This is a genomic window from Bacillus carboniphilus, assembly GCF_020524035.2.
GTDB lineage: Bacteria > Bacillota > Bacilli > Bacillales > JAIVKR01 > Bacillus_CC.
In genome coordinates, this window is the sequence record NZ_CP129013.1 from 586044 (window position 1) to 598941 (window position 12898).

A 12898-nucleotide genomic window follows, 5' to 3' on the forward strand; every position below is an offset into this window, starting at 1 on the left:
AAATTGATGTTTTTTGTCAAATAAGATGAAAAAATCTGAAAATCAAGTATGATAGAAGAGGGGATCCTATTAAACTACATTAAAAAGGGGAGACATGATGGAACAAATTCAAAAAAAAAACATACAACAGGAAAGTAGAAAAACACTAACTTTATTATTTTCGTTGCCTATTTTTTCATGGGCGTTATACGATGCGCTAATACAATCTTTTCTTCAAATATTGTCACAATCTTTTTCCCTTTTTATTTAGAAGAAGTTGTTGGAAATAATGAAACGATGAAACAAGTTGCGGGGAGTTTCATTTCCTATGCAAATGCGATAGCGAGTTTTTTTATTGTGATTTTTTCACCGTTATATGGGGTTTTAGTAGACAGGACTGGCCTGAAGAGGAAGTATGTCATTCCTTTCACATTAGTGGCTGTTTTTTCAACTATGATGATGGGGGTAGTAGCCTCTGTAAACAGCAATCAACTAGTGTTCAATCTCCCGATAAACTTATTGTTTGTAATTTTATTCTTTATAATTGCAAAGTTTTGTTTTCAGTCGAGTCTTGTGTTTTATGATCCTATACTAAGTGATTTAGGTACAAAAGATGAAGTGCCACTCATATCAGGGATAGGGGTAGCTGTTGGTTACATAGGTACATTAATCGGTTTATTAGTTTATCCTTTAGTTGGAGATAGTGGTTTTCATGATGCCTTTATTCCAACAGCCATCCTTTACTTAGTTTTATCGTTACCTCTATTTTTCTTTATCAAGGATAGACCTAAGAAAGTCACTGAAGAAAAGAAATCATTCTTTAGTGGATATGGAGAAATTGTTCAAACATTTAAAGACATGAAGCATTATAAAGGGCTATTTCTTTTTATGGTAGCTTTTTTCTTTTTAAATGATGCAATCGCAACTGCAATTGCCATGATGGCATTTTATGCTAAAGCGATAGTTGGTTTTACAACTGGTGAATTTATCGTTATGTATTTAGTCAGCACAATTTCTAGTATTTTAGGCGCCATTGTGTTTGGCTACATTACGAAAGCGATGGGAGCAAGGCGAGCGATATGGCTAGTTGGAATCATTTTGTTAACAGCGATTATTATTGCTACTTTTGCAACGAAAGGAGTTTATTTTTGGATAGCAGGAAGTCTTTTTGGGGTTTCTTTAGGGTCCATGTGGGTTACTTCACGAACGTTAATTGTTGAAATGTCACCTGAAGATAAGCTTGGTCAATTTTTTGGATTGTTTGCATTTTCAGGAAAGCTATCATCGATCGTTGGGCCTGTTCTTTACGGTACAATTACCCTTTTATTAAAAGATTATGGAAATTTAGCAAGTCGAGTTGCCATTGCATCGCTAGGTTTACTTGTCATCATAGGACTGGCTTTTCATAGTAGGATAAAAGAAGAACCAACAGCTTAAATCAAGTTAGTTGAATAACAAGGCAAAAAGACAATTAAATAATTCTTTCATAGGAGGTGCTTTTTGCCTTGTATTTTGTTTAGGAAATATAATTTGTGATGATTGTTAGTTATACAAGGGTTATTCCTGCACCAATGATAATTAAAAGAATAAATAGTATTAAAATAATAATAAAGTTGCTTCCACAGCAATTGTTTACGTAATTACAACCTCCACCTGCATAACCGTAGCTATTGTATCCGCCCATTTTTTTTTCACCACCTTAGAAAGTTATTAGTAATATTTAAAATAAAGCCCCACAAGCTTGTGTTGGGGCTAATAAACTAAATTTTAATAATAACCTCCGCAGCATGCGCAACCTACAATGACTAGTAGGACAAAAACTACAACGATAAAAGCAAACCCTGCACCATATCCATATTCGCCCATTTTCTAACACCTCCTTCTGTCATATTAAATAATATGTAGGAGGGCACTTGTCTCGATAGGGACAGATGACTAGTTTTTTATAGGCGAATGCGGATTTTTTTATAAGAGGTTGTTCAAAAAGTCATGAAAAATTGCTGTCGAATAACTTTGTTGTCTCGCTATTCCAAGCTCCGACGTCAGGATTGGCTAGCACGAGCGTTATCCCTAGGATGGCGATGCACACGATGTGCTAGCGCAGGCGTTGTCACAGGACGTGGCCGATGTTAGTTGACGTTCCTCCTTTAGCCCGTGAACCATACTGAACGTACACTGTGGTGCTTCGATGCCCAAGGACGGGCTAGCGCAGGCGTTGTCACAGGACGTGACTGAACTTAGCCTGCGTTCCTTTAAGCAGTCGCCTTGTTCTTCTCGGCCCTTTTCCCCCCTACTTTTTGAACACGCACTAAAAAGTAAATGTTCATGTAAAAATATGATGACTTGAAATTATTGTTGTAATACAAAAAACTCCTTCGATTGAGGAGTTTTTATACATTCATGGTTCGACATAAAGTTTAGTAAGTCTCACCTAATTTTTTAAATACGGGTTTCTCATATTTTTGTTTTTTAGAAGAAGCTTTTTCATGATCGTCTTTTAAACCTACATAGTTTTGGAGTATCTCTTTTGCTATTGATAAGGAAAGAGAAGATTTTGGGTTTCGATAAGAAGAGGATAACTTTCCTAAATGAGGTAAATTTTTAAAGTCTTCTTTTGTAGGTGGCATATGAAAATAGTATTTCCCTGCTTCAATAAGTACGTCAGATGATTGCTGACTAAATCTTGGGTTATTAGAGTAGTGAAGGCCTTTTTTAGAGGCTTTACCTTCTTTTAAAAGCTTAATCAATGCTTTTCTTTTTAGAAGGTAAAGAAACTTTGGGTCAGGAGCCGTTTTCGCATGTCGGTTGACTGTAAAAATAGCCTCTGCAATATGATCTGTAGAGTGATTTGTCCGTTTGTCTTGATAATGATCATCCATAATGAATCTCCTTTAACTGTAAAAATTTACACGAGGTAAAATGCTTGTTAAGTCATTCTCTTATAAAAGATTATACGTTTCTTTTGAAAAAATGCAACATTCTAATAAATGTCGAAAAAGGCTTGTTAAATAGATCTATATATGATTAAATGTTCATATATGGATTTAAGGAGGGGGAATGGTTATGAAAGAGGATGTTTCTTCTAACTATGACATAGATGAGGAAACGTTATTTATTGTTACACAAACGTTTAAAGCCTTATCAGATCCCACTAGAGTAAGAATTTTGCACTTATTGTCGATAAAAGAGTGTTCAGTAAATGAAATAGCTAGTCAATTAACTTTGTCACAATCTACGGTTTCACACCAGCTAAGGTTTTTAAAAAACTTACGCTTAGTAAAGTTTCGTAGAGAAGGAACTAGCTTATACTATAGTCATGATGACGAACATGTACAAAACGTTTTAGAAGAAACGATTCGCCATGCACGTCATAATTAGGAGGAGTAAAGATGAAATCATTTGAGGTTGAAGGTTTATCATGTCCCAACTGTACACTTTCTATGGAAAAACAAATACAAAAGCTTCCTAGTGGCGAATCGGCTAGGCTGAATTATCAAACAAGTCAGCTAACGGTTGAAGAGAATATTAACATGAAAAAGGTAGAGGGTATTTTATCTTCAGATGGGGCGAAAATAGTCAAAGATGAATCTGATGAAGTGGCAAAATGGAGTCCAAAACAAGTGATGGTTGCTCAATTGGGAGTGTCCATTTTCCTTTTCATAACGACATTACTTTTACCTGATTTAGGCATCGTTTCTAAAGGTCTATACTTAACTGCAATCACTTTAAGTGGATATAAAACCTTTTTAAAAGGACTTAAAAATCTCACTAAATTTGTTTTTACGATGGATACGTTAATGACGATTGCCTTAACAGGTGCAGTAGCTATCGGAGAATGGAAGGAAGCCACCTTAGTTGCTATATTGTTTGGTTTAAATGAGCTGCTTGAAAGAATCGGAATGGAAAAAGCTCGTGATTCCATGAAATCCTTGTTAGCTGTAGCTCCAAAAGAAGCTGTTCTTTTAACGGATAGAGGCGAAGAAATTGTTTCGATTGAACAGTTAAAAGTAGGAGATGTTGTTTTAGTCAAGTCGGGAGAGAAAGTACCTTCTGATGGGAGTGTTGTAAAAGGAAAAAGCTCAGTTAATGAAGCTGCCATTACAGGAGAATCATTACCGGTTGAAAAGGATGTAGACGAGCCTGTTTTTGGAGGGAGCATAAATAACGAAGGTGTCCTCCATGTTAGGATTGAAAAAGAATATGAAAAGTCTTCCTTAGCAAAAATCCTTAAAATGGTACAAGAGCTCAAGATTCAAAAACACCAACAGAGCTTTTTATTGATAAATTTGCTAAATACTATACACCAGCCATTATGGTTGCTGCATTACTGATCACATTAATTCCTCCTCTCTTTTTTGGAGGCGACTTTTCTTTCTGGCTTTATGAAGGTTTAGCCATTTTAATTGTCGGTTGTCCATGTGCCTTAATTCTGTCTTCACCAATTGCTCTTTTATCCGGTATAACTAAGAATGCAAGGAAGGGTGTTTTAATTAAAGGAGGAGCCTATTTAGAAGCGTTAGGTAATGTAAATGTGCTTGCCTTTGATAAAACAGGTACGATAACAAAAGGGACACCTTATGTAGAGTCTTTTAAAGAATATGATCGTGAAATGATGAGGATTGCAGGAGCCATTGAACAATCTTCATCGCATCCTTTGGCAACAGCTATCGTTGACAAAGCGAAGGAAACAATGACTGAATTTCCTGAAGTAGATGAATTTGAAACGGTTAGCGGTGAAGGTATTGAAGCTATTGTTGAGGGGAAGGCTTATTGGGTTGGTAATGAAAAAATGGCGAGAAAAATTAATTTATTAAAGGACCAACAAGAACAGATTTCTGAATTGAAAGGAAGAGGGAATACGATTGTTCTTGTTGGTAATGATACAAGCCTTTTAGGGGTTTTCGCATTAGCAGATGAAATTAGACAAGAGAGTAGATCACTCATTAAAGAGCTTAACGAGATTGGGATTAATGAAACGGTCATGTTAACTGGAGATCATGAAGTGTCTGCAAAAAAAGTAGCTAACGAAGTTGGGATAAAATCTTTTTTTGCAAATTTACTTCCTGCTGAAAAGCTGGAAAAGGTTAAAAGTTACGGTAATAGACTTGCGATGGTTGGCGATGGTATTAATGATGCTCCTGCTCTAGCAACAGCAAATATAGGGATAGCCATGGGAAAAGGAACAGATAGTGCGATTGAAACAGCAGATATTGTGCTGATGCAAGACCATTTAGGAAAACTGCCAGAATCAATCAAAATTGCTCGACATGTAAATAAACTGATCAAAATAAATATAGGTATTGCTTTAGCTTTAAAAGCCATTGCATTAGGGTTAAGCTTATTTGGATTGTTAACCTTATGGTTTGCTATATTAGCTGACATGGGTGCAACCATAATTGTTACGTTGATCAGTCTAACGGTATTATACGAAACAAAAAAGTGAAACAACCAATAGAAACAACCTAAATGTTAAAAACACAGGCTGAAAGTTAAATACTTTCTAGCCTGTTCTTTGCTTTTCTCTCGTAGCTCTTCTCCATAACCATACTTAGGCGAGGCAAGGTGAGAAAATAAAAGACAAACACAATAAATAAAATAGCACTTACCCCATAATAGACGTAATCAATATTTGCAATAATGTTTGGAAATAAAAGGGCGATTAAAGTCAAGGTTAAAGATTGGGAAAACATCATCAAAGGATCTATCCAACCACTCACTCTCCCCATTAATTTAGGGTGAACAACCTTTGGTAGCCAACCGCCAATAGCGACATTAACAGGTGCTAAGCAAATTCCAATGATAAAGACGATACTTAAATAAACGGATAGAGTACTCGTATAGCCTAATATTAAGACAAGGAGTGATGTAATAAAGATAGGAAATATAAAAAGTTGATACGTTTTCACTTTATTTGCAAAATAGGTAGCTAATAAGTTTCCGATTAATAATCCAATCCCCAAGCTTATGGAAAAATAGGCTGCATGTTTTTCAACATGGTCTGGTGATAATTCATAAGCCATCGTAAACATTGGAAGAATGGCAAAACTGCCTGTCATTAAACCGAAAATAAAGAAACCGAATAGGATAAGGGTTAAAAAGCGATTCTTTAAAATATATACAATCCCTTCTTTATAATCTCGAAAAGTCGATCTAATATTTAAATCTTTCCACGTTACTTTTCCATTAGGAAGTCTAGCTTCTTTTGGAATATGACACGACCTTATAAACAAGGCCGAAATGATAAAGCTAATTCCATCGATTACAACCGCACCGTGAATGCCAAAATAGGTATAGGTTAATCCGCCGAGACCAACTCCAAAAACCATAAAAATACTAAATAAAAGTTGATTAAGTCCAGCAGCAGTTGAATATTGGTCTCTTCTTAAAATCCCTTGTACTAAACTGTTTTCTGCAGGAAAGAAAAACTTTGTTATCGAACTTCTTAAAAACAGCAATAGAAAGATTAAAGGAATGGAATTTAAATAGAGCGCAAAGAAAATGAGTAATGTGATGAAAGCTCTAATCCAATCGCAGTTTTCTGCAATCTTTTTTCTGTCAAAACGATCCGCTAATACACCAACAAAAAAGAAAACGAAGATTGTTGGGATTGAATACATTAATTCGGCAATCGTAGCATAATAAGGTTGATCTCTAAAACGATCCAGTAGGTAAAAGGCGAAAGCCATGTTACCAATGGTTGTCCCAATTTGAGACATCAGAGCAGCTAGAAACAATTTAACAAAGTTCTTGTTTTTAAAGATATCCATCGAAAATCCTCCAACAATAGTTCTTCAAGCGAATATTATTATAGTGCGTGTTCAAAAAGTAGGGAAAAAAGGACGCTGAAGAACGAGGCGGTGTAGCTTTGAGCACTCACAGTGTACGTTCTTGGTACATGAGGAGCGGAAAAGCAAACCAACAAAGTTATTCAACCGACATTTTTTTAGGACTTTTTGAACAACCCCTTAAAGAAAATAACAAGAAATGTGATAAGGAAAAGTATATCCTTTTCTATATTATCAAAAAAGAAACAAACATGTGTATTTTTCACACAAATTATTGGTGAACACCTAGGTTATTTTCGATTAATTGATTACTAAATCCTCTTACCTAGACAAAAAAGCTTACTTACCAAAAACAACCTCTTTAAATATAGTATTTCCCTTTTCGTCAGCTTTAATAAAGGGTAAGATAAAGATAATAGCTCGAAAGATAGGATGTTTAAAATGAAGAAAAATTATGCCATTATTGATGTTGGATCTAATACCATTCGTTTAGTCATTTATCAAATTGATCAAATTGGTCGATTCAAAGAGATTCAAAATGTAAAAGTCGTTGCAAGGTTGAGAAACTATTTAAACTCTCAGAGTCAATTGAGTCCCGAAGGAATCACGGTTTTGATTAACACGCTAACTAGTTTTCGTGAAGTTATCGCTTCTTATCCTGTTGCTAAAATAAAGTGCGTGGCGACTGCAACTGTTCGCCAGTCCACAAATCAAAGAGAAATCATGCAACAAGTGAAGGATAAAACTGATTTAGACTTTCGCGTTATATCAGAGTATGAGGAGGCATTTTTTGGTTTTTTAGCGGTTGTCAACTCAACACCATTTGAAGAAGGAATTACAATTGATATTGGTGGAGGGAGTACGGAAATTACTTATTTTAATCAACGTGAAATAAAAGAATTTCATAGTTTTCCTTTTGGGGTATTATCATTGAAACAAATGTTTGTTGCAGGGGAATTACCAACGGAGACTGAATTAGCTAAAATTAGTTTCTTTTTAAAACAACAATTTTCTAGTCTGTCGTGGTTAAACAATAAACAATTGCCCATTATTGCGATAGGTGGAAGTGCTAGAAATGTAGTTCAAATAGATCAAGCTATCAAAAAATATCCATTAGCTGGTGTTCATCAATATAAGATGAAACGTGACGACCTATCTTCGGTTAAAAGTTATTTACAAGGAAAAACAGTGGAGCAATTAGAAAGAGTTGAAGGTTTATCGTCTGATCGAGTAGATGTAATTATTCCAGCATCTGAAGTGTTTCTCTCTTTATATGACTGTGTGAATGCAACAAGCTTTTGCCTTAGCCGAAAAGGATTGAGAGATGGTGTGTTTTATGAAGAATTAATGAGAACTTTTCAAATTTCTGTTTTCCCAAATGTGTTGGAAGAGAGCTTTCATGAATTGGCGGAAGAGTATGAAATTGATGTTAATCACTCTTTTCATATTGCTCATACTGCAAAAACAATGATGGAGGAACTTGAAAAGCTATCGCTAATGTCATTCTCTGATGATGACTACTTTTATATTAATAAAGCATCATATGTATATAATTTAGGTCAGTATATTGACTCGGAATCAAGCAGTCAACATTCGTTTTATTTATTAGCCAATCGAACCATTGATGGAATGCTTCATAAACAGAGGTTGACAATTGCTTTATTAGCCTCATTTAAAAATAAGGCGACGTTTAAACAATACCTTCATCCATTTCGCTTATGGTTTACAAGAGAAGAGCAAAAAAAGCTGCGAATATTAGGGCTATATTAAAAATGGCTTCCAGTATGAATTCGACGAAAAGAAAAGTAATCGATTGCTTTCGTTTAGAGACCAACGGGAACCATCTTTCGTTTTATATCGGTTGTTTAGCAAATTATCAACCGGAACAATATCAAGTTGAAAAACAAAAGAAACAATTAGAAAAAGCATTAAAAATGACTATTTCATTTCATTTTTTTTTCTTCAATAGTAGGATGTAAACCACTTGTAGTAAATACTATTTCTTCAACATCGGAAAAATAGATGGTTGTTCAATATATGGTAAAATTTGTTTTTGTCATTTCTCATAAAACGAGCGCCTTAAGCTTTTCTTAGTTTCAGTAAGTTGAAATATCCAAAAACAATGATTTTTATAATATAATGAAAGTAATGGCTACCAATCTAGTTATTTAAAGGGATGATATATTATGGAAAAAGTTAAGAAGACAGTCAATTTAGGTCTTCCTCAATTTTATAATAATCGTGAATTAAGTTGGCTAGCATTTAATAAACGAGTCTTAGAGGAGTCTATTGATCAACGAAATCCTTTATTAGAAAGAATGAAATTTTTAGCTATTTTTAGTTCCAATTTGGACGAGTTCTTTATGGTTCGCGTTGCAGGCTTAAAAGACCAAGTAAAAGCAGGCTTCAATAAACCTGAGAATAAAGCAGGTATGACACCAAAGCAGCAGCTTACTCATATTTCAGAAAACACGCATGAACTAGTCAGTCTTCAATATAAAACATTTACTGAAGGTTTATTGCCAGAATTGAAAGATGAAAATATAGAGATTGTATCAATGGAGGATCTTTCAGAAGTAGAAAAAAAAGAGCTGGAAATGTTTTTTGATGATCAAGTGTTCCCTGTACTCACGCCAATGGCAGTCGACGCTTATCGGCCGTTTCCCATTTTACTAAATAAAAGCTTAAACTTGGCTATTTTGCTTGATGATGAGGATGAGATAGAGGAAAATCGCATTAAAACTGCGATTGTTCAAGTCCCATCCGTTCTTAACCGGTTTGTTAATGTAGGTGAAAAAACAGATGGTGATCGTTTTATAATGTTGGAGGATGTCATTAGTCATTTTATTGAAAAACTGTTTTATGGATATAGGGTTTTATCTGTTTCCGAATTTAGAATTACAAGAAATGCTGATATGACGATTCATGAAGAAGGTGCAAGGGACCTGCTGAAGGAAATAGAAAAAGAGTTAAAGAAAAGGAAATGGGGATCGGCCATCCGTTTAGAGGTGAAATCAGGTAAATTTGATGAACGAGTATTATCATACTTATTAGAAGAGCTTGAGATACATGAAAAAGACGTATATCAAATTAATGGACCTTTAGATTTAACTTGTTTATTCGGTTTTTATAAAAAACTCTCGCAAACAAATGAAACATTAATATATGAGACGTTAATTCCTCAGCCACCAAGAGACTTAGCATCTGATGAAGACTTATTTGAGGTCGTTTCAGAAAAGGATATCTTTTTACATCATCCATATGAATCCTTTGAACCGGTCGTAGACTTTATTGCGGAAGCTGCAGATGATCCAGATGTACTGGCCATTAAGCAGACATTGTACCGAGTAAGTGGTGATTCACCAATCATTGAAGGATTAAAAAGGGCGGCGGAGAATGGCAAGCAAGTAACCGTATTAGTCGAACTCAAAGCTCGCTTCGATGAAGAAAACAATGTCCAATGGGCGAAAGAGCTAGAAAAATCCGGCTGTCATGTTATATATGGTATGACCTATTTGAAAACTCATAGTAAGATTACTCTTGTCGTTAGAAGACGAAATGGGAAAATCGAACGGTTTGTTCATTTAGGTACTGGAAATTATAATGATGCAACTGCAAAACTTTATACAGATATGGGAATTATGACATCAGACTCTAAGTTTGGGATAGATGCTACGAACTTTTTTAATTATTTAAGTGGGTATACAGAAAAACCTCACTTTCATCAAATTTCTGTGGCTCCTTTTGACATAAGAAGAGATTTCTTGCATTTAATTGAACGTGAAATCCAGTTTCAGAAACAGTTTCAAAATGGTCGAATCATTGCTAAAATGAATTCATTGACTGATAAGCACTTGATTATGAAACTTTATGAGGCATCATGTGCTGGTGTTAAGATTGATTTGATTGTTAGAGGTATTTGTTGCTTGAAACCTGGAGTACCTAGTGTGAGTGAAAATATTAGAGTGAGAAGTATTGTTGGACGCTTTCTAGAACATAGTCGAATTTATTACTTTTTTCACAATGGGGAAGAGAAAATGTTTTTATCTTCTGCTGATTTAATGACAAGAAACATGGAAAAGAGAGTGGAAATTTCATTTCCTGTTTATGATAAGCATACTAAAAACCGTTTGAAAAATGTGTTTGCTGTTCAATTGGCAGACAACTTGAAAGCAAGGGAACAAGATGAAAACGGTGAGTATCATTATGTGAAACGTGAACCAGGAGACGCAGAGGTTGATTGTCAATTAGTTTTATTTGGGATGGCTTATCGCGTTTTAGAAGATGAGGAATGAGATTTAATGGATGTGAATTTCTTGCTTAAGAAGATGCCTAACTTTACAAGTTAGGTTTTTTATCTTTCTTTATTTTTTCGAACTGGGGTTTAATGGAACTATATGCATATAGTAAATTCTCTTCTAAAGGATTGTGTCAACTGTATGATAAAAAAATATCTTTATGTAGGTCTAGGAGGGATGGGAGGGGCATTGTTTCGCTATGCTACTTACTCCCTTTTTCCAACAATGTATCCAACATTAATAGTGAATGTTATCGGTAGTTTTTTGCTAGGGCTATTGACTTTTTTATTTACTTTTCGGTGGAAGGATGAAAAGCTAAAATTGTTTTTTGGAACGGGATTTTGTGGCTCATTTACGACCATGTCCACATTTGCTGGTGAAATTGTTAATGGTCATGCGATTGTTTATGGTGTAATTACAACTATTTTGGGAATAGGATTTGCTTTTGTGGGCTATATGTTAGGACAAACTCTTATTCGAAAGGAGCGAGTCAATGGATAGCATATTTTCCATCCTTCTTGTTTCATTTGGGGGCGCATTTGGAGCGATCATGCGCTTTCAGATCGGGATGACTATAAAAGAAAGGTCTGTCATGAAGAAATTTCCCACTGCTATGCTAATCGTGAACTGGATAGGTTCCTTCGGTTTAGCTGTTAGTTATCAATATATTGTATTTGAATGGGCACAATTATTTATTTCTATTGGTTTTTTTGGTTCATTTACTACTTTTTCCACCTTTAGTGTTGAAGCCTTTCAATTAATTAAAGATCGCTATTTTTTTATTGCTGCCTTTTATATAGGACTGACTGTAGTAGGAAGTGTATTGTTTTTTTATTTAGGATATCAACTAAGCTAAGGAATGTGAAGAAGGTATTCAGCGATTTTCTGACTGAATACCTTTTTTAAATGGATCGCAACGTAAAAAGGGTTATTTCAGGTACTGAGAAAAGTCTTGCAGGTATTCGTGTCATCCCAATTCCTTTATTTGTATAAAGTGTTAATCCATCTAGTTCATATCTACCTTTAGGATATTTTTGTCCATGTGGAGGAGTGATAATTGGACCTATAAAAGGTAGAGCTATTTGACCACCATGACTATGTCCAGAAAGCTGTAAATGAATAGGGTAGTTCTTTGATTGATCAGCAATATCGGGCTCATGAGCCAATAAAATGGTAAATAAGTCTTGTTGACGTTGTAACATGACCTCAAAATTAGGGAGACCTAACATAACATCATCTAACCCTGCAATTTGAATACGATCTCCCCCAGGCATGGTAAGAACCTTTAGATCATTTTTTAATAGTGTAAAGTTTGCCTCAACCATAATTTGTTGGTAAAGTTCAGTTCCATACCCTCCGTGATCGTGATTACCATAAATAGATAACTTTCCGAAAGGAGCCTGTAGTTTTTTGAGTATGGGACTAATTTTTTCGGGTCGTTCAAACTTGTTAGCCAAATCAATTAAATCACCTGAAAAAACAATTAAATCAGGTGATAGATGGTTTATTTTGTAAACAGTAGTTTGTAATTTTTCTAATGAGTAGTCACTACTAAGGTGAGTATCACTAAATTGAGCAATAGTAAAGCCATCAAAGGATGTCGGGATTTTTTTATGCTTAACTAAAATGGGGTTTATTTCAAGCCTTCTAGGCTCTATGTAAAAAGCATAACTATAAGAAAATAGGGCGACTCCTATCCCTGATGTGGCTAAAATGGCTTTTTTTAAAAATTTCCTACGGTTAACTTTTGTCATGTAATTACCTCTTAATCTATTAAGATGTTTAAACTAAATTTTAGCAAAAAAAAGGTATCTTTCTATCAAAATTTCTTTATAA

11 protein-coding genes and 2 pseudogenes are annotated in these 12898 nt (G+C 34.8%); 8 read left to right on the forward strand and 5 right to left on the reverse strand.

Features of this window, described 5'->3' with window-relative positions; translation table 11 throughout:
• Positions 1 to 97 precede the first annotated feature (97 nt).
• Positions 98 to 1416 (forward strand): annotated as a pseudogene (locus tag LC087_RS02990) (MFS transporter).
• A 109-nt stretch (positions 1417 to 1525) separates the two neighbouring features.
• Here the strand turns inward: LC087_RS02990 and LC087_RS02995 are convergent.
• From LC087_RS02995 to LC087_RS03005, 3 genes are all read right to left on the reverse strand, one after another.
• Entirely contained in the window at positions 1526 to 1663 is a 138-nt protein-coding gene (locus LC087_RS02995; protein WP_226539011.1) for a YjcZ family sporulation protein, read from the reverse strand.
• Between the two features lie 83 nt (positions 1664 to 1746).
• A complete protein-coding gene (locus LC087_RS03000) occupies positions 1747 to 1845 on the reverse strand; it encodes a YjcZ family sporulation protein (RefSeq protein ID WP_226539012.1) in 99 nt (32 codons plus the stop codon).
• 551 nt (positions 1846 to 2396) lie between these two features.
• The gene (locus LC087_RS03005; protein WP_226539013.1) at positions 2397 to 2858 is read right to left on the reverse strand and encodes a YkyB family protein; all 462 of its coding nucleotides are present in this window, start codon (positions 2856 to 2858) and stop codon (positions 2397 to 2399) included.
• Positions 2859 to 3042: 184 nt separating this feature from the next.
• Between LC087_RS03005 and LC087_RS03010 the strand changes: the two genes are divergently transcribed.
• Together LC087_RS03010 and LC087_RS03015 are read left to right on the forward strand one after the other, a co-directional pair.
• A complete protein-coding gene (locus tag LC087_RS03010) occupies positions 3043 to 3357 on the forward strand; it encodes an ArsR/SmtB family transcription factor (RefSeq protein ID WP_226539014.1) in 315 nt (104 codons plus the stop codon).
• Positions 3358 to 3896: 539 nt separating this feature from the next.
• A pseudogene (locus tag LC087_RS03015) lies at positions 3897 to 5419 on the forward strand (P-type ATPase); the annotation flags it as partial.
• Positions 5420 to 5468: 49 nt separating this feature from the next.
• Here the strand turns inward: LC087_RS03015 and LC087_RS03020 are convergent.
• Complete coding sequence (locus LC087_RS03020; RefSeq protein ID WP_226539016.1) at positions 5469 to 6746, reverse strand: MFS transporter; 1278 nt, start codon at positions 6744 to 6746, stop codon at positions 5469 to 5471.
• A 459-nt stretch (positions 6747 to 7205) separates the two neighbouring features.
• Here LC087_RS03020 and LC087_RS03025 point away from each other — a divergent pair, with 459 nt between their 5' ends.
• From LC087_RS03025 to crcB, 5 genes are all read left to right on the forward strand, one after another.
• Positions 7206 to 8534 carry a Ppx/GppA phosphatase family protein gene (locus LC087_RS03025; RefSeq protein ID WP_371932646.1) on the forward strand — a complete coding sequence of 443 codons (1329 nt, stop codon included), beginning with the start codon at positions 7206 to 7208 and terminating at the stop codon, positions 8532 to 8534.
• 14 nt (positions 8535 to 8548) lie between these two features.
• A complete protein-coding gene (locus tag LC087_RS19555) occupies positions 8549 to 8743 on the forward strand; it encodes a hypothetical protein (protein ID WP_371932647.1) in 195 nt (64 codons plus the stop codon).
• A gap of 207 nt (positions 8744 to 8950) precedes the next feature.
• Positions 8951 to 11059: an RNA degradosome polyphosphate kinase gene (locus tag LC087_RS03030; protein ID WP_226539018.1), complete on the forward strand. Its 2109-nt coding sequence runs from the start codon at positions 8951 to 8953 to the stop codon at positions 11057 to 11059.
• 144 nt (positions 11060 to 11203) lie between these two features.
• Entirely contained in the window at positions 11204 to 11563 is a 360-nt protein-coding gene (locus LC087_RS03035) for a fluoride efflux transporter FluC (RefSeq protein ID WP_226539019.1), read from the forward strand.
• Positions 11556 to 11918 (forward strand): fluoride efflux transporter CrcB, encoded by a 363-nt coding sequence (crcB, locus tag LC087_RS03040; RefSeq protein WP_226539020.1) that lies wholly within the window; start codon positions 11556 to 11558, stop codon positions 11916 to 11918. The genes LC087_RS03035 and crcB overlap by 8 nt, the downstream gene beginning before the upstream one ends.
• A gap of 46 nt (positions 11919 to 11964) precedes the next feature.
• On the opposite strand, the gene LC087_RS03045 is transcribed toward crcB, so the two are convergent.
• Entirely contained in the window at positions 11965 to 12816 is an 852-nt protein-coding gene (locus LC087_RS03045) for a metallophosphoesterase (protein WP_226539021.1), read from the reverse strand.
• Positions 12817 to 12898 lie beyond the last annotated feature (82 nt).